This window comes from Pseudomonas sp. B21-023, assembly GCF_024749165.1.
GTDB lineage: Bacteria > Pseudomonadota > Gammaproteobacteria > Pseudomonadales > Pseudomonadaceae > Aquipseudomonas.
This window is the reverse complement of record NZ_CP087190.1, coordinates 731,835-748,421: the sequence shown is the minus strand read 5'-3', so window position 1 is coordinate 748,421 and position 16,587 is coordinate 731,835. Positions and strand designations below refer to the sequence as shown.

Below are 16,587 nucleotides of genomic sequence, written 5' to 3'. Positions count from 1 at the left end.
TACCGAACTCAAGGAGGCAACAACTGCGGCATCTGGCAGGTGCCGAGGCATAGAACAGCATCTTCATTCCACTTTATAAATCGATATTTCCCGATATCCCTTTTTACCGAAGCAAGGAAACACCATGAAAGCGTTGATACTGGATTCCTTTGGCGGCACGGACGCATTCGCCTATCGCGATGTCGTCAAACCGGTGCCGCAGGCCGGACAGGTACTGGTCCGAGTGCATGCCACCTCCATCAACCCGCTGGATTACCAGGTCCGGCGTGGCGACTACCCCGACCTGGTGCCTCTCCCGGCCATTACCGGGCACGACGTGTCCGGCGTCGTCGAAGCCGTCGGGCCGGGTGTGACCGCGTTCAGGCCGGGCGACGAGGTTTGGTACACACCGCAGATCTTCGACGGGGCGGGCAGCTATGCCGAGTACCACGTCGCCGCCGAAGGCATTGTCGGCCTGAAGCCGCCTTCGCTAAGCCATCTGGAGGCGGCCAGCCTGAGCCTGGTAGGCGGTACGGCCTGGGAGGCCCTCGTGGTGCGCGCGGCACTCAGGGTGGGCGAGCGCATCCTGGTTCACGGCGGTGCCGGCGGTGTCGGCCACGTGGCGATCCAACTGGCCAAGGCCATGGGCGCCAGGGTGTTCACCACCGTGCGCGAGGCCAACGCCGAATTCGTGCGGCAAATGGGCGCGGACGTGGTCATCGATTATGAGCATCAGGATTATGTCGAGGTCGTCCTGCGGGAAACCGGGGGCCAAGGTGTCGACGTGGTCTTCGACACCATTGGTGGCGATACCCTGGCACGCAGCCCAGACGTCCTGGCGCAACTGGGGCGCGTGGTGTCGATCGTGGACATCGCGCAACCGCAGAACCTGATCCAGGCCTGGGGCCGCAACGCGAGTTACCACTTCGTCTTCACCCGGCAACACCGCGGCAAGCTCGACGAGTTGAGCGCGCTGGTCGAGCGCGGGCAACTGAAGCCACACGTGGGCGCCGTCTACACCCTCGCTGAGGTTCCCCTCGCCCATGCCCGGCTGCAAAGCGCCAACAATGGCCTGCAAGGGAAGATCGCCATTGCGGTCGCGCCCATGGCCGATCTCGCCAGCGTTTGAGGCGCGCCTGCCACCCTTCTCGACTTCAAGGACCGCCATGATCTACGAAATCGCCCTGCTTCCCGTACGCCCAACCCACGTCGACGACTTCCGGCACGCGTTCGCCGAGGTCGCCCCTTTGCTCAGCCGAGCCAAGGGTCACGTCAGCCATATGCTCGCGCAAGGGGTCGAGAGCCCCCATCAATTCAACCTGATCGTGCAATGGCAAACACTCGAGGACCATGCGCCGGGTTTCGAGGCCAGTGAAGACCACCAGGTCTTCATGGCCCGGCTGACACCATATTTTTCCGAGGAGCCTACGGTTTATCATGTGCAGGGCGGCGCGTTCGAAACGAATGCGCCCACCAGCCCGGGCAGTGCCCGACTGGACGACAATTGCCCAACCTCATAGACGGCCGCCATGGCGGCCAGCACAGGTCGCCATGGAAGCCTTGCGTCGCCGCATCGAAACCCAAGTCATGAGCCTCACCGGGCTGGCCCTAGGCCAGCTCGACCTGGAGTCGCCCAAGGGCGATCCCGGCCTGTTTGGCCCACAGAGCATCAGCTGGCAGGTGCATGGCGACTTTCCCAGCATGCTGGTGGGCGGCATCAGCGCGCTGATGCTGCAACTGCTGCATCCGCTGGCCCTGGCCGGGGTCTGGGACCATTCGAACTTTCGTCAGGACCTGCTCGGCCGCCTGCGGCGCACCAGCCAGTTCATCTCCGGCACCACCTTCGGTTCGACCCGTGATGCCGAGTGGCTGATCGACAAGGTCCGCACCATCCACCTCAAGGTGGTCGGCACCGCCGCCGATGGCCGCCCCTACGCCGCCAGCGACCCCGACCTGCTGACCTGGGTGCATGTGGCTGAAGTCAGCAGCTTCCTCGCCGCCCACCTGCGCTACCGCAATCCTGATCTGCCGCGTAGCGCGCAGGACGCCTACTACAACGAGATCGCCCTGATCGCCGAACGCCTGGGCGCGCGCGACGTGCCCCGCTCCTGTGCCGAGGTGGATGCCTACCTGCAGCGCATGCGCCCGCAGTTGCAGTGCGATGCGCGCAGCCTCGAGGTGGTCGATATCCTGCTCAAGGCCCCGGCCCCCAGCCGTCTGGCCGAACCAGTAGGCAAGCTGATGCTCAAGGCCGGCATCGACCTGCTGCCGGACTGGGCCAGCGCAATGCTGGGCCTGCACCAGGGCGCGGTCGAGCGGCGCATGATCCGCCTGGGCCTGAGCAATACCGCGCCAGTGCTGCGCTGGGCCATGCGCAATGGCTCGGCGCAGCGCGCCAGGCGGCGCATGGGCGTCGAATGAGGTATTTTGGTCCGTTCATCGGAACCGATTTAACGTGCCATACTCCAAGCACTCCAGCCTGATACAGACGAAGCGACACATGCCCAAAGGATTGACCCGCGCCCTCGGCGCACTCGTGGCCCTCGTGGCCCTGTACAGCCTGCTCGGCTTTTTCATTCTCCCCGGCATCGCCCTGCGCATCGCCAACCAGCAATTGGCGCAGTACGCCACGGTGCCGGCACACCTGCAGCGCATCGAGCTCAATCCGTTCAGCCTCGAGCTGACCCTGTGGGGCCTGCAGATCGGCGAGCCCGGCAAGGAGCAGGTCGGCTTCGAACGTCTCTACGCCAACCTGTCCCTCGACAGCTTATGGACCAAGGCCGTGCGCCTGGACGCGGTGGAGCTGGACAAGCCGCGCACCGAGCTGCTGTTCGCCAAGGACGGCAGCCTCAACCTGGCCCAGCTGTTCAAGCTCCCGCCCAGCGAGCCCAAGGCCGAGGAACCGCCAAGCGACCCGTTCCCGCTGCGCATCGCCAGCATCAAGCTGAGCGAGGGCTACCTGCACTTCCAGGACCTGCGCCCGAGCGAGCCGATCGAGTTTCTCTACGACTCGATGAACCTGGAACTGAAGAACCTCAGCACCCTCCCCGACGACAACGCCGACATGACCCTGGTGGCCAACGGCCCGGCGGGTGGGCGCATCGACTGGACCGGCACGCTCAGCCTGACGCCGATCGCTTCCGAGGGCACGCTGAAAGTCACCGACGGCAAGATGAAGCTCTTCTGGCCTTACGTGCGCGACGCCGTGCCGCTGGTGCTGGAAGACGGCATGGTCAGTCTCGACACCCACTACAAGCTCAACCTTTCCAAGGAAACCGAACTGCTGCTGGACAACACTTCGGTGCGGGTCGCGCCCTTCGCCATCAAGGCCCCGGATGGTCGCCCACTGGCGCGCCTGGCCAGCCTGGAGGTGAGTGAAACCTCCATCGACCTGGCCAAGCAACTGGTCACCGTCGGCAAGATCCGCAGCGACAAGCTGGAAACCTGGGCGGCCCTGGAGAAGGACGGCCAGCTCGACTGGCAGAAGCTGTTCGCCAGCCAGCCGGCCAAGGCCACGCCAAAGGAGAAGGCCGAGCCCGCCGCCGCCGAGCCAACCCCGGAAGAACAGGCTGCCAAAGAGCCGAGCAAGCCCTGGCAGGTCCTGCTCAAGGACGTGCAGGCGCGCAACTACATGGTCCACCTGGCAGACCGTAGCCAGAAAGAGCCCGTGGCCCTGGATGTCGGCCCGCTCAACCTCGACCTGCAGAATTTCGACAGCCTCAACCAGTCGCCCTTCACCCTCAAGCTCGACACCGGCGTGGGCAAGCAGGGCAAGCTGCAGGCCGCAGGCCAGGTCAACCTGGCACCGGTCTCGGCCAAGCTCGACGTCGCCACCCGCGATATCGACCTGCGGGTGGCGCAGGCCTACATCAGCCCGTTCATCCGCCTGGAGCTGCGCAGCGGCATGCTTTCCAGCGACCTCAAGGTCGATCTGAAGAGTACCGAGCCACTGGCCTTCAGCATTACCGGCAAGGCCCAGGCCAACCAGTTGCATACACTGGACACCATCAAGAACCGCGACTTCGTCAAATGGCAGCAGGTCAACGTCGATGGCCTGTCGTATGTGCACGGCGACGCCCTGTCCATCGACAAGGTGACACTGCTGCAACCCTACGCACGCTTCATCATCAACGAAGACCGCACCACCAACGTCGACGACCTGCTGATCCCGCAACCCGCCGACAAGCCTGCCACGGCCCCGAGCAAGCCCGCCGCTGCCGGTAGCGGCAAGGAACTGGGCATCCGCATCGGCCAGATCAGCATCAATGACGGCTCGGCCAACTTCGCCGACCTGACCCTGACACCTAACTTCGCCACCGCGGTACAGCAGCTCAACGGCCAGATCGGCACCATCGACAACCGCAAGCCGCTCCCGGCCAAGGTCGACATAAAGGGCAAGGTGGACCGTTACGCGCCTGTGACCATCAAGGGCGCGCTCAACCCGTTCAACCCACTGGCCAGCCTCGACATCGCCACCAGCTTCAAGCGTGTCGAGCTGACAACCCTGACGCCCTACTCCGGCAAGTTCGCCGGTATGCGTATCCGCAAGGGCAGGTTGAACCTCGATCTGCATTACCTGATCACCAACGGCCAGCTCAAGGCCGAGAACAAGGTGGTGATCGAGCAACTGCAGCTGGGCGAGAAGGTCGACAGCCCGGATGCCGTGGACCTGCCGATCCGCCTGGCGGTGGCCTTGCTCAAGGATACCGAAGGCAGGATTTCCATCGAGCTACCAGTGTCGGGCGACCTCAACAACCCACAGTTCAGCGTGATGCCGATCGTCTGGCAGACCCTGCGCAACCTGGTGCTGCGCGCGGCGCAGGCGCCGTTCAAGCTGCTTGGCGGGCTGGTCGCCGGTGGCGGCGCGGAGGATCTGGGCAATGTCTCGTTCGCGCCGGGCTCCAGCGACCTCACCCCCGACGTGCAAACATCCCTGGACAAGCTCGCCTCGGCCCTCAAGGAGCGCCCCGAGCTGCGCCTGGAAATCGAAGGCACGGCGGCCCAGAGCAGTGACGGCCCGCTGATTGCCCAGCAGCGCCTGGAGCGCGAGTACCAGGCGACCTGGTACAAGATCCTCCAGCGTCGGGGCGATAAGGTGCCCGCCAATGCTTCGTTGCTGGTAGTGGACGACAGCGACAAGCCGGCGATGCTCGAGGGCATCTACCGTACCCGCCTGAAACAGCAGCCCCCGGCTGAATGGCAGGACCTGGGCCGTGACGAGCGCAGCGCCAAGCTGCGCGAGGCGGTCATCAAGTCCTGGGCGGAAAGCGCCGTGTTGCTGCGTAACCTGGGCCAGGAGCGGGCCAGCAGCATCAAGGACTATCTGGTGGACAAGGGCCAGCTGGAAGATGACCGCGTGTACTTCATCGACACCAACCTCGGCCAGGCCGAGAGCGATGGCCGCGTGGTGACGCCGATGCACCTGGATGCCGAGTAACCCTCGACCGAGTCGCCCTCATCGCCGGCAAGCCGGCTCCCACAGATACAGCACCGGACCTCTGTGGGAGCCGGCTTGCCGGCGATGAGGCCAGCGCAGGCGATAGATACGGTCAGGCCAGCCGCTGCCCCGATACCGCCGGGTGATACAGCGGCTGCACCTTGTTCCCCGCCGGGTCCAGCAAATGGAAGCTGCGCGCGCCATCGCCGTGATTGAACGGGCGATCCAGCAGCGTCACGCCATGGGCTTTGAAGTACTGATACCAGGCCTCCAACTCCTCCACGCTGTCGACGATGAACCCATAATGATCCAAGGTCTGCAGCCCGTTGGCAGCACCTGCGCCGCGCCCGAGCGACAGGTTGTCGTTGCCGCAGGTGAGATAGACCAGGTCTTCATTGGCACGGTTGAGCACCTCCATGCCCAGCACATCCACGTAGAAACGCTCGCACTCCTCCAGGTTGGGGACCAGCAGGGCGATGTGCCGCAAGCCATTGAGACGGCCTGGGCGGGCAGGTAGATCGGACATGAGCGCGGCTCCTTTTTTGTATACAATTCATAATAGAATTTAAAACAAAAGGAACGTCATGTGTACTGCCTATTTATCAAGACGCGCGTGAAACCCGGCACCGCCGATGCCTTCCTGGCAGCCATCAATGCCAACGCCGCAGCGTCGGTCGCCACCGAGCCGGGTTGCCTGGTATTCGATGTCTCGCAGGATCGGGAGAATGCCGATGTCATCTACCTGTACGAGATCTACCAGGACGATGAGGCGTACGAGGCGCATACCCGGACCGCGCATTTTCGGGACAGCCGCCCCTTGGTGGAGCCGCTGATCGAAGAGCAGGTGTGTTTCGAGAGCGATGTGATCGCCCGGAACCCGGTGAACTGAAGCCGCTTTCCTGAATGCCAATAGAAAAGCCCCGGCGATTGCCGGGGCTTTTGCTTGAAGGGGTGGCCAAATCCTTTTGGCCGACGGGACAATCCTTATTCGGCTTTCAGGCCATCAGCCGAGACGGCCTGTACGCCCTTGATCTTCTTGGCGATGGCAACCGCCATTTCCTTCTGCGCATCGGTAATGGCCACGTCCGAGGACAGGGACACTACGCCTTTGTTGGTTTCAACCTTGATGTCACTGCCCGGCACGCCTTTCTCGGTCATCAGGTCAGCCTTCACCTTGGTGGTGATCCAGGTGTCGGAAGTGGCTTCCTTGGCTTTGGTCACCTCACCGGCCGCAAGCGTCATCGGGGCCTGGGTGGACTGGGCAGCAAAAGCCGCGTTAGCCATGGTCAGGGTCAGAGCGGTAGCAGTAGCGGCAGCAATGGCGAACTTCTTCATGTGAGTCACTCCTGTTTTTTCGAAAGGTCTGCGCCGTGGTTCCTGGCGTCAGGTAGTAAGGTAGCTGCAGGGGCTGTGCCAGTTTTTGCACGCCCTATAAAACCTTTGAAATCAATGAGTTAAACAAATCAATAAGAAGTTAGTACCGTGCATTTTGCAATCCCGGGAAAAAAGCCACGTGCAAGATGCATGCTCTCAACTATTTTGCGGCAGGCATAAAAAAAGGACCCCGAAGGGTCCTCCTTTCAGCCTCGAAAGGCTTAGACGCCCGATGCCTTGGCAGCGGCAACGTCCTTGATCGACAGCTTGATACGGCCGCGGTTGTCCACGTCCAGTACCAGTACTTCGACTTCCTGGCCTTCTTTCAGCACGTCGGTGACCTTCTCGACGCGAGCATCGCTCAGCATGGAGATGTGCACCAAGCCGTCCTTGCCCGGCAGGATGTTGACGAAGGCACCGAAGTCGACGATGCGCTCGACCTTGCCGACGTAGATCTTGCCAATCTCGGCTTCGGCGGTGATGCCCAGGATGCGCTGCTTGGCAGCGTCCGCGGCTTCCTTGGTTTCGCCGAAGATCTTGATCGAGCCGTCGTCTTCGATGTCGATCGAAGCCTTGGTCTCTTCGCAGATGGCGCGAATGGTGGCGCCGCCTTTGCCGATGACGTCACGGATCTTGTCGGTGTCGATCTTCATCGCGATCATGGTCGGTGCGTTGGCCGACAGTTCGGTACGCGACTCGCCGATGATCTGGTTCATCTGGCCGAGGATGTTCAGGCGCGCTTCCAGGGCCTGGCCCAGGGCGATTTCCATGATCTCTTCGGTGATGCCGTTGATCTTGATGTCCATCTGCAGCGCGGTGACGCCTTTGGCGGTACCGGCTACCTTGAAGTCCATGTCGCCGAGGTGGTCTTCGTCACCCAGGATGTCGGTCAGTACGGCGAACTTCTCGCCTTCCTTGACCAGGCCCATGGCGATACCGGCAACCGGCGCCTTCATCGGTACGCCCGCGTCCATCAGCGCCAGGGAGGCACCGCAGACCGAAGCCATGGAGCTGGAGCCGTTCGACTCGGTGATTTCCGATACCACGCGGATGGTGTACGGGAACACGTCGGCGGCCGGCAGCATGGCCTGCACCGAACGACGGGCCAGACGGCCGTGGCCGATTTCACGACGGCCAGCACCGCCCATGCGACCACATTCACCTACCGAGAACGGCGGGAAGTTGTAGTGCAGCATGAAGGGGTCTTTCTTCTCGCCTTCGAGGGTGTCCAGCAGCTGGGCGTCACGGGCGGTACCCAGGGTCGCGACGACCAGGGCCTGGGTTTCGCCACGGGTGAACAGGGCCGAACCGTGGGTCTTCGGCAGAACGCCGACTTCGATGTTCAGCGGGCGCACGGTCTTGGTGTCGCGACCGTCGATACGTGGCTTGCCGTTGACGATGTTTTCGCGAACGGTGCGGTATTCGATCTCGCCGAAGATGTCTTTCACTTCGCCAGCCGACGGCTGGCCTTCTTCACCGGAGAACTTGGCGATCGCCTGATCGCGCAGCTCGCCCAGGCGCGCGTAGCGGTCGGCCTTGACGGTGATGGTGTAGCCCTGCGACACCGCTTCGCCGAACTCGGCGCGGATGGCGTTGAACAGCTCGGTGTTGGCAACGGCAGGTTTCCAGTCCCAGGTCGGCTTGGCGGCTTCGGCGGCCAGCTCTTTGACAGCCTTGATCACAGCCTGGAATTCGTCGTGGGCGAACAGTACGGCGCCCAGCATCTGGTCTTCGGTCAGCTCTTTGGCTTCCGATTCAACCATCAGTACGGCCGACTCGGTACCGGCAACGACCATGTCCAGGCTCGAGGCGGCCTGCTGCTCGTAGGTCGGGTTCAGCAGGTAGCCGGTGCTTTCGTGGAAGGCAACGCGGGCGGCGCCGATCGGGCCTTCGAACGGAATGCCCGAGATGGCCAGGGCAGCCGAGGTACCGATCATCGCAGCGATGTCCGGATCGGTCTTCTTGCTGGTGGAAACCACGGTGCAGACAACCTGCACTTCGTTCATGAAACCTTCAGGGAACAGCGGGCGGATCGGGCGGTCGATCAGGCGCGAAGTCAGGGTTTCTTTTTCGGATGGGCGGCCTTCACGCTTGAAGAAACCACCTGGGATCTTGCCAGCGGCGTAGGTCTTTTCCTGGTAGTGCACGGACAGCGGGAAGAAGCCCTTGCTCGGATCGGCATGCTTGGCACCGACCACGGTCACCAGTACGGTGACATCGTTGTCGACGGTGACCAGCACGGCGCCGGTGGCCTGACGGGCAATACGGCCCGTTTCGAGGGTAACGGTCGATTGACCGAACTGGAATTGCTTGATTACCGGGTTCACGGTTTCCTACCTTTTTCAGTGGCTCTTGGGGGAACTGGTTCTTGCGAATTCTTGGGCAGAACGGGGAATCGGCCCCATTGACCGTCCAGATACAACACGAGGCTGGGAGCCTGGCGCCGGGCGGATAAACCGCTCGGCACACCAGGCTGCCAACCTCGCAGATCGCGCGGCGTGTCCGACGGCGACGCTGGCAGGCAGCGTTGCCGAAGAATGCGACACACCATGCAACACCACTGGCCAGGCCGCTATTAGCGACGCAGGCCCAGGCGACCGATCAGGGCGCTGTAACGAGTGGTGTCTTTACCCTTCAGGTAATCCAGCAGCTTACGACGCTGGTTGACCATACGGATCAGACCACGACGGGAGTGGTGGTCTTTTTCGTTGGCCTTGAAGTGGCCTTGCAGCTTGTTGATGTTGAAGGTCAGCAGGGCAACCTGTACTTCCGGGCTACCGGTGTCGCCGGCGGCTTGCTGATAGTCTGCAACGATCTGAGCTTTTTCTTCGACGCTGAGGGCCATTTGGCTTCTCCTGATAAACGGATCCCGCAAGCGGGGTCCAATAGGCCAGGGACTGGATCCCTGTATTAATAAAAAGAGTAATGACCGTGCCTACTGACAGCCATCCTCGAATCCGCAGGGCAAAGCGTTGACCTCGCCCTGTGGTATCGGTCATTCCGACCGAATCAGTCGACGCGGCGCAATGCGCCCGTCTTCGCTCACCTCACCGATACCGATGAAGCGGGCATTGTGATCCTGTACGCGGACCATGCCGAATTGCGGCGCGTCCGGCGCACGTACTGCCTGGCCATGTAGCCAATAGAACGCGCTGTGCTCGGACAATACCACCAATGGCCAGTCCTGCAAGCCGCTGTCCGAGGGCATCAGGAAGCGATCGAGCGCTTCGTTGCCACCTTCGGCGTGAGCCTGTTCCAGCTCTTCGAGCGTGACGGTCTGGGCCAGCTCGAAGGGGCCGGCCTGGGTGCGGCGTAGCTCGGCGACGTAGGCACCACAGCCCAACGCCTCGCCCATATCCTCCACCAGGGTGCGAATATAGGTTCCCTTGCTGCAGCCAACCGACAGGCGTGCCCGGGTGCCTTCGCACTCCAGCAGGTCCAGCCGGCCAATAGTAACAGAACGCGCCTCGCGCTCCACTACCTCTCCTGCGCGCGCCAGTTTGTACAGCGGCTGGCCGTCGCGTTTGAGGGCCGAGTACATCGGCGGCACCTGCTGGATTTCACCGCGAAAACGCGGGATGACCGCTTCGATGTCGGCGCGACCAACGGTCACGTCGCGGGTCTTCAGCACTTCGCCTTCGGCGTCCCCGGTGGTGGTGGTCTGGCCCATCTGCATCACTGTCTCGTAGCCCTTGTCGGAATCGAGCAGGTACTGCGAGAACTTGGTGGCCTCGCCGAAGCACAGCGGCAGCACGCCGGTGGCCAGCGGGTCGAGGCTGCCGGTGTGGCCGGCCTTCTCTGCGTTGAGCAGCCAGCGGACCTTCTGCAGGGCAGCGTTGGAGGTGAACCCCAGCGGCTTGTCGAGCAGGATGATGCCGCTGACGTTGCGGCGGATACGTTTGACCTGGGCCACCGCTTACTCCTTGGTGTCCGGCGCGTCGGCATCCTGGTGCTGGCGGTCTTCGGCCACCGCACGTTCGATCAGCGCCGACAGATGCACACCGCGGCTCACGCTTTCATCGAAGTGGAAATGCAGCTGCGGCACGCTGCGCAGTTGCATCGAGCGCCCCAGGTGCAGACGCAGGAAGCTGGCGGCGCTGTTCAAGGCCTTGAGCGACTGCTTGACGGCGTCCGGGGTTTCTTCGCCCATGACGGTGATGAACACCTTGGCATGGCCGAGGTCACGGCTGACGTCGACGGCGGTGATGGTCACCAGGCCGACACGCGGGTCTTTGACTTCACGGCGGATCAGCTCTGCAAGCTCACGCTGCATCTGATCACCGATACGTTGGGTACGGCTGTATTCTTTTGCCATTCTTGCTACCTGTATCTTAAAGCGGCAAACGCCCGGTCAAGCTCGAAGCCTGACCGGGCGCTACCTTCAGAGGTTCAGGCAACCGCCCTGGGGCGGGGCCTGCACCACGCTCGGCCCTTACAGGGTACGAGCCACCTGGACTTTCTCGAACACTTCGATCTTGTCGCCGACCTTGACGTCGTTGTAGCTCTTGACGCCAATACCGCACTCCATGCCGTTGCGTACTTCGGACGCATCGTCCTTGAAGCGACGCAGCGACTCCAGCTCGCCTTCGAAGATCACCACGTCGTCGCGCAGAACGCGGATCGGACGGTTGCGGTACACGGTACCCTCGATGACCATACAGCCAGCGATGGCGCCGAACTTCGGCGAACGGAACACGTCACGGACTTCGGCGACACCCAGGATGTTCTCGCGAACATCGCTGCCGAGCATGCCGGTCAGGGCTTTCTTGACGTCTTCGATGATGTCGTAGATCACGTTGTAGTAACGCATATCCAGACCTTCCTGCTCGACGATCTTGCGCGCGCCGGCATCGGCACGCACGTTGAAGCCGAACAGTACAGCGTTGGACGCCAGCGCCAGGTTGGCGTCGCTTTCGGTGATACCACCGACGCCGCCACCGATGACGCGAACCTGAACTTCGTCGTTGCCCAGGCCGCCGAGCGAACCTTGCAGCGCCTCGAGGGAACCGCGCACGTCGGTCTTGAGGACGATGTTGAGGGTTTTCTTCTCTTCCTGACCCATGGTCTCGAAGATGTTTTCCAGCTTGCCGGCGTGAGCACGGGCCAGCTTGACCTCACGGAACTTGCCTTGACGGAACAGCGCAACTTCACGCGCTTTCTTCTCGTCGGCAACCACCGACATCTCTTCGCCGGCATCCGGCGTACCATCCAGGCCGAGGATCTCGACCGGGATCGACGGGCCGGCTTCCTTCACAGGCTTGCCGTTCTCGTCGAGCATGGCACGCACGCGGCCATAGTTGGAGCCGACCAGGACCATGTCGCCCTGACGCAGGGTGCCGTCCTGAACCAGGATGGTCGCCACCGGGCCACGGCCCTTGTCCAGACGCGACTCGACCACGACACCACGACCAGGGGCGGTCGGGGTAGCCTTGAGTTCGAGAATCTCGGCCTGCAACAGGACAGCTTCGAGCAACTCGTCGACGCCGGTACCCATCTTCGCCGAAACCTTGACGAACGGGGTATCACCACCCCACTCCTCGGAGGTCACGCCTTCGACGGACAGCTCGTTACGGATGCGGTCGAGGTCTGCGCCTGGCTTGTCGATCTTGTTCACTGCAACGACCAGCGGTACGCCAGCTGCCTTGGCATGCTGTACGGCTTCGCGGGTCTGTGGCATCACACCGTCGTCCGCCGCCACCACCAGGATGACGATGTCGGTCGCCTTGGCACCACGGGCGCGCATTTGCGTGAACGCAGCGTGGCCAGGGGTGTCGAGGAAGGTGACCATGCCACGGTCGGTTTCGACGTGGTAGGCACCGATGTGCTGGGTGATACCACCGGCCTCGCCAGCAGCAACCTTGGCACGACGGATGTAGTCGAGCAGCGAGGTCTTGCCGTGGTCGACGTGGCCCATGACGGTCACGACCGGCGCACGAGAGGTGGTCTCGCCTTCGAACTTCAGCGATTCGGCCAGGGAGTCTTCCAGGGCAGTGTCGCTGATCAGGGTTACCTTGTGGCCCAGCTCTTCTGCTACCAGCTGAGCGGTTTCCTGGTCGAGCACCTGGTTGATGGTGACCGGAGTCCCCATCTTGAACATGAACTTGACCACTTCAGCGCCCTTGACGGACATCTGGTTGGCCAGATCGGAGACAGTGATGGTCTCGCCGATCGCCACGTCACGGATAACCGGGCCAGTCGGGCTCTGGAAGCCATGCGCATTGCGCTTCTTGCCTTTACCCTTGCCACCGCGACGACGGAAACCATCGCTTTCTTCATCGGTGGTACGCGGCGCGGCGCGCGGAGTCGGAGCCTTTTCCTTCTCCTTGACCTTGACCTTGACCGACATGCGCGGCGCTTCGCCACGGCCGGCGGTAGCTTGGCCACCACCGCGACGATCGTCATCACGGGTGCGGCTTTCGTTACGACGGGTCTCGTCCTTCTTGCGCTCGGCAGCACGCGCAGCAGCGTCTTCGGACACCGGTGCGTTGGCCACTACCGGGGCAGCAGCAGGTTCAGCCTTGGCCACTGGCGCAACGGCCGGAGTTTCAGCGGCCTGACGGCGTGCCTGCTCCTCGTTACGCTGGCGAACTTCGGCTTCAATTTTGTCGCGGGCTGCGTTTTCAGCCGCACGGCGCTCTTCCTGTTCGCGTTTCTGCTCAGCCTGGATCTCTTCCGGGCTGCGCTGCACGAATACCTTCTTCTTGCGTACTTCTACGCTGATGCTTTTGCTACCGGCGACACGCAGAGTGCTGGTGGTCTTGCGCTGCAAGGTAATCTTGCGCGGCTCTTCCGCCTTGCTCTTGTGGCTGCTCTTCAAATGAGTCAGCAGGGTCTGCTTCTCATTGTCGGTCACTACCTGACCGGCGTCGGTGTGCGGCAGACCTGCCTCACGCATCTGCTGCAGCAGGCGCTCTACCGGTGCCTCGACCTCTTGGGCCAGTTCTTTCACCGTGACTTGCGTCATGCACTTCTCTCCTCAGGCCGCGCCTAATTACTCGAACCAGTGGGCTCGGGCGGCCATGATCAACTTGCCGGCACGCTCTTCGTCGATGCCGTCGATGTCGAGCAGGTCGTCGATCGACTGCTCGGCCAGGTCTTCGCGGTTAACCACGCCGCGCACCGCCAGTTCCGCCGCCAGGTCCTTGTCCATGCCCTCAAGGGAGAGCAGGTCTTCGGCCGGATGGGCGTCTGCCAGTTTTTCTTCGGTAGCGATGGCCTTGGTCAACAAACGGTCCTTGGCTCGAGCGCGGAGCTCATTGACGATTTCCTCGTCAAAGCCATCGATGTTGAGCATTTCTTCCAACGGTACGTAGGCAATTTCTTCGAGGCTGGTAAAGCCTTCGTCGACCAGCACTTGTGCCAGCTCCTCGTCGACTTCCAGTTCCTCGACAAAATTACGCAGGATGTCGCCGGTTTCAGCTTGCTGCTTGGCCTGGATGTCCTTCTCGGTCATCACGTTCAGGGTCCATGCGGTCAGCTGGCTGGCCAGGCGGACGTTCTGGCCACCACGGCCAATCGCCTGGGCCAGGTTGTCCTCGGCAACGGCGATATCCATCGCATGGGCGTCCTCGTCAACGATGATCGCGGCAACCTCTGCCGGCGACATGGCGTTGATGACGAACTGCGCCGGGTTCTCGTCCCAGAGGACGATATCCACACGCTCGCCACCCAGCTCGCCGGATACGGCCTGGACGCGCGAACCACGCATGCCGATACAGGCACCCTGCGGGTCGATGCGCTTGTCCTTGGAGCGGACGGCGATCTTGGCACGCGAACCCGGATCACGGGAGGCGGCCATGACTTCGATGAGGCCTTCGGCGATTTCCGGCACTTCGATGCGGAACAGCTCGATCAGCATCTGCGGCGCGGTGCGCGACAGGATCAGCTGCGGGCCGCGGTTCTCGGTGCGGATTTCCTTGAGCAGCGCACGCAGACGCACGCCGACACGGAAGGTCTCACGGGGAATGATGTCTTCACGCGCCAGCAGCGCCTCGGCATTGTTGCCCAGGTCGACGATGACGTTGTCGCGGGTGACCTTCTTGACAGTACCGGAGATGATCTCGCCCACGCGCTCGCGGTAGGCATCGACCACCTGGGCGCGCTCGGCCTCGCGGACCTTCTGCACGATGACCTGTTTGGCGGTCTGCGCGGCGATGCGACCGAACTCGATCGACTCGATCTTCTCTTCGATCACGTCACCGATCTTGGCATCCGGGTGCGTGTCCTGGATCTTTTCCAGCCAGGTCTCGATCGCCGGATCATCCAGGTCGTTTTCATCGACCACGGTCCAGCGGCGGAAGGTCTCGTAGCTACCGGTGTGGCGGTTGATTTCCACACGCAGGTCGACTTCGTCCTCAAAACGTTTTTTGGTTGCAGTGGCCAGGGCCACTTCCAGCGCTTCGAAAATGACGCCTGGCGGTACACCTTTCTCGTTGGATACCGATTCAACAACCAGCAGTACTTCTTTGCTCATCGTACGCCTCGCCTTGCGCAAGCCATTGGCCCCGGAACATCCGCCGGGCCCGGCACGTCTCAGTCAAAACTGGGAATAATATTGGCCTTGTCGATCGAGTCGATCGGCAACAGGAACTCGTGCTGGTCTACCTGCACCACCACATCCTGTTCCTCCACACCACGGAGAAGGCCCTGGAAGTTACGACGGCCCTCGAAGGGCGTACGCAGCTTGATCTTCACCTGCTCGCCGGCATGCGCTGCAAACTGTTCTAAGGTGAACAGCGGGCGGTCCATGCCTGGAGAGGACACCTCGAGGGTATATTCAGAGCTGATCGGATCTTCCACATCGAGGATGGCGCTGGCCTGACGGCTGACGGCTTCGCAGTCTTCCACCAGGATGCCGCCTTCCTTGTCGATATAGATACGCAGTACCGAATGCTTGCCTTGGGAGACGTATTCGATCCCCCAGCATTGGTAGCCCAGGCCCTCGACAACCGGGGCCAACAAGGCCTGCAACTGTTCTAGCTTGCTCGACACCTGAACCCCCTCGTGCATGCTGTGCAAATAAAAAATGGGCGAAGCGCCCATCCCTGAAAGCGCCGTTGGACAACGACGCCAAAACTGTTCGGCTAGCAAAAAGCCCCTGAAAAGGGGCTCTGCTGAAGCTGGTTGCGGGGGCTGGATTTGAACCAACGACCTTCGGGTTATGAGCCCGACGAGCTACCAAGCTGCTCCACCCCGCGACAAAGCTGGGGCGAAAGTATAAGACTGAACCCTTTGCTGGGTCAATCCGACCTCCACCTGCAAGAAAGCCCGCTAAAGCGGGCTCTCATGCTTCAATTGGTACCGAGAAGGGGACTCGAACCCCTACACCCTATGGGCACAACCACCTCAAGGTTGCGTGTCTACCAATTCCACCACCTCGGCAATACTACATTTGAAACCCGTTACTGCTGCTCTTTGGCTGGAGGAGGTACATCACCAGAGCTGGTGGTTTCACTCTTCTGCTGCTGGAGCACCGGTACATCATCATTGACTGCCGGCTTTTGCTCTTTGACTTCCAGCACTGCTGGATCTGGCAGACCAGCTTGAGTCAGCTGGTGAGCCTGCTGCTTGGCGAAGTATCCTAACCCAAGTGCAGTCAAAAAGAAAGTGGCGGCAAGTATAGCAGTAACTTTACTCAAAAAGGTAGCGGAACCTTGGCTTCCGAACACAGTATTTGAAGCACCTGCGCCGAAAGATGCACCTGCTTCCGCACCTTTACCCTGCTGCAACAACACCATGACTACCAGTGACAGTGCTGCCAACAGATGAAAAACAACTACGACTGTTTCCAGCATTTT

Annotated in this window: 15 protein-coding genes and 2 tRNA genes; 5 read left to right on the top strand and 12 right to left on the bottom strand. The window is 61.9% G+C overall.

Features of this window, described 5'->3' with window-relative positions; genetic code table 11:
* The first annotated feature begins 124 nt into the window (after nucleotides 1-124).
* From LOY42_RS03430 to LOY42_RS03415, 4 genes are all read left to right on the top strand, one after another.
* Nucleotides 125-1,108 carry a zinc-dependent alcohol dehydrogenase family protein gene (locus tag LOY42_RS03430; RefSeq protein WP_110701738.1) on the top strand — a complete coding sequence of 328 codons (984 nt, stop codon included), beginning with the start codon at nucleotides 125-127 and terminating at the stop codon, nucleotides 1,106-1,108.
* Nucleotides 1,109-1,145: 37 nt separating this feature from the next.
* The gene (locus tag LOY42_RS03425; RefSeq protein WP_102683200.1) at nucleotides 1,146-1,499 is read left to right on the top strand and encodes an antibiotic biosynthesis monooxygenase; all 354 of its coding nucleotides are present in this window, start codon (nucleotides 1,146-1,148) and stop codon (nucleotides 1,497-1,499) included.
* A 31-nt stretch (nucleotides 1,500-1,530) separates the two neighbouring features.
* Nucleotides 1,531-2,400: an oxygenase MpaB family protein gene (locus tag LOY42_RS03420; RefSeq protein ID WP_139673706.1), complete on the top strand. Its 870-nt coding sequence runs from the start codon at nucleotides 1,531-1,533 to the stop codon at nucleotides 2,398-2,400.
* A gap of 79 nt (nucleotides 2,401-2,479) precedes the next feature.
* A complete protein-coding gene (locus LOY42_RS03415; RefSeq protein WP_198754606.1) occupies nucleotides 2,480-5,416 on the top strand; it encodes a DUF748 domain-containing protein in 2,937 nt (978 codons plus the stop codon).
* 112 nt (nucleotides 5,417-5,528) lie between these two features.
* Here LOY42_RS03415 and LOY42_RS03410 read toward each other — a convergent pair whose 3' ends face one another.
* Nucleotides 5,529-5,942 carry a VOC family protein gene (locus tag LOY42_RS03410; protein ID WP_046854071.1) on the bottom strand — a complete coding sequence of 138 codons (414 nt, stop codon included), beginning with the start codon at nucleotides 5,940-5,942 and terminating at the stop codon, nucleotides 5,529-5,531.
* A 60-nt stretch (nucleotides 5,943-6,002) separates the two neighbouring features.
* Here LOY42_RS03410 and LOY42_RS03405 point away from each other — a divergent pair, with 60 nt between their 5' ends.
* Nucleotides 6,003-6,305 (top strand): putative quinol monooxygenase, encoded by a 303-nt coding sequence (locus tag LOY42_RS03405; protein WP_111533405.1) that lies wholly within the window; start codon nucleotides 6,003-6,005, stop codon nucleotides 6,303-6,305.
* Between the two features lie 95 nt (nucleotides 6,306-6,400).
* Here LOY42_RS03405 and LOY42_RS03400 read toward each other — a convergent pair whose 3' ends face one another.
* From LOY42_RS03400 to secG, 11 genes are all read right to left on the bottom strand, one after another.
* Nucleotides 6,401-6,751, bottom strand: coding sequence for a BON domain-containing protein (locus LOY42_RS03400; protein WP_102683196.1), 351 nt, complete (start codon nucleotides 6,749-6,751; stop codon nucleotides 6,401-6,403).
* Nucleotides 6,752-7,011: 260 nt separating this feature from the next.
* Nucleotides 7,012-9,117, bottom strand: a complete 2,106-nt coding sequence (gene pnp, locus LOY42_RS03395; protein WP_023629334.1) for a polyribonucleotide nucleotidyltransferase — start codon at nucleotides 9,115-9,117, stop codon at nucleotides 7,012-7,014.
* A 248-nt stretch (nucleotides 9,118-9,365) separates the two neighbouring features.
* Nucleotides 9,366-9,635 (bottom strand): 30S ribosomal protein S15, encoded by a 270-nt coding sequence (gene rpsO / locus LOY42_RS03390; protein WP_023629335.1) that lies wholly within the window; start codon nucleotides 9,633-9,635, stop codon nucleotides 9,366-9,368.
* Nucleotides 9,636-9,785: 150 nt separating this feature from the next.
* Nucleotides 9,786-10,703, bottom strand: coding sequence for a tRNA pseudouridine(55) synthase TruB (gene truB / locus LOY42_RS03385; protein WP_046854068.1), 918 nt, complete (start codon nucleotides 10,701-10,703; stop codon nucleotides 9,786-9,788).
* A 3-nt stretch (nucleotides 10,704-10,706) separates the two neighbouring features.
* Entirely contained in the window at nucleotides 10,707-11,105 is a 399-nt protein-coding gene (gene rbfA, locus LOY42_RS03380) for a 30S ribosome-binding factor RbfA (RefSeq protein WP_023629337.1), read from the bottom strand.
* 117 nt (nucleotides 11,106-11,222) lie between these two features.
* A complete protein-coding gene (gene infB / locus LOY42_RS03375) occupies nucleotides 11,223-13,754 on the bottom strand; it encodes a translation initiation factor IF-2 (RefSeq protein ID WP_102683195.1) in 2,532 nt (843 codons plus the stop codon).
* Nucleotides 13,755-13,781: 27 nt separating this feature from the next.
* Nucleotides 13,782-15,263 (bottom strand): transcription termination factor NusA, encoded by a 1,482-nt coding sequence (nusA, locus tag LOY42_RS03370; protein WP_038706865.1) that lies wholly within the window; start codon nucleotides 15,261-15,263, stop codon nucleotides 13,782-13,784.
* Between the two features lie 59 nt (nucleotides 15,264-15,322).
* Nucleotides 15,323-15,781: a ribosome maturation factor RimP gene (gene rimP / locus LOY42_RS03365; protein WP_038707604.1), complete on the bottom strand. Its 459-nt coding sequence runs from the start codon at nucleotides 15,779-15,781 to the stop codon at nucleotides 15,323-15,325.
* Nucleotides 15,782-15,910: 129 nt separating this feature from the next.
* Nucleotides 15,911-15,987: transfer RNA gene (locus tag LOY42_RS03360), tRNA-Met, on the bottom strand.
* A gap of 98 nt (nucleotides 15,988-16,085) precedes the next feature.
* Nucleotides 16,086-16,171: transfer RNA gene (locus tag LOY42_RS03355), tRNA-Leu, on the bottom strand.
* Between the two features lie 20 nt (nucleotides 16,172-16,191).
* On the bottom strand, nucleotides 16,192-16,584 hold the full coding sequence (gene secG / locus LOY42_RS03350; RefSeq protein WP_258599792.1) for a preprotein translocase subunit SecG: 393 nt from the start codon (nucleotides 16,582-16,584) through the stop codon (nucleotides 16,192-16,194).
* Between the last annotated feature and the right edge of the window lie 3 nt (nucleotides 16,585-16,587).

Excerpts from the sequence above, each read along its gene's own strand:
- nusA (WP_038706865.1), bottom strand. The coding sequence starts at position 15,263 with ATGAGCAAAGAAGTACTGCTGGTTGTTGAATCGGTATCCAACGAGAAA.
- LOY42_RS03415 (WP_198754606.1), top strand. The coding sequence starts at position 2,480 with ATGCCCAAAGGATTGACCCGCGCCCTCGGCGCACTCGTGGCCCTCGTG.
- infB (WP_102683195.1), bottom strand. The coding sequence starts at position 13,754 with ATGACGCAAGTCACGGTGAAAGAACTGGCCCAAGAGGTCGAGGCACCG.
- LOY42_RS03420 (WP_139673706.1), top strand. The coding sequence starts at position 1,531 with ATGGAAGCCTTGCGTCGCCGCATCGAAACCCAAGTCATGAGCCTCACC.
- LOY42_RS03430 (WP_110701738.1), top strand. The coding sequence starts at position 125 with ATGAAAGCGTTGATACTGGATTCCTTTGGCGGCACGGACGCATTCGCC.
- secG (WP_258599792.1), bottom strand. The coding sequence starts at position 16,584 with ATGCTGGAAACAGTCGTAGTTGTTTTTCATCTGTTGGCAGCACTGTCA.
- LOY42_RS03425 (WP_102683200.1), top strand. The coding sequence starts at position 1,146 with ATGATCTACGAAATCGCCCTGCTTCCCGTACGCCCAACCCACGTCGAC.
- rpsO (WP_023629335.1), bottom strand. The coding sequence starts at position 9,635 with ATGGCCCTCAGCGTCGAAGAAAAAGCTCAGATCGTTGCAGACTATCAG.
- rbfA (WP_023629337.1), bottom strand. The coding sequence starts at position 11,105 with ATGGCAAAAGAATACAGCCGTACCCAACGTATCGGTGATCAGATGCAG.
- LOY42_RS03410 (WP_046854071.1), bottom strand. The coding sequence starts at position 5,942 with ATGTCCGATCTACCTGCCCGCCCAGGCCGTCTCAATGGCTTGCGGCAC.
- LOY42_RS03400 (WP_102683196.1), bottom strand. The coding sequence starts at position 6,751 with ATGAAGAAGTTCGCCATTGCTGCCGCTACTGCTACCGCTCTGACCCTG.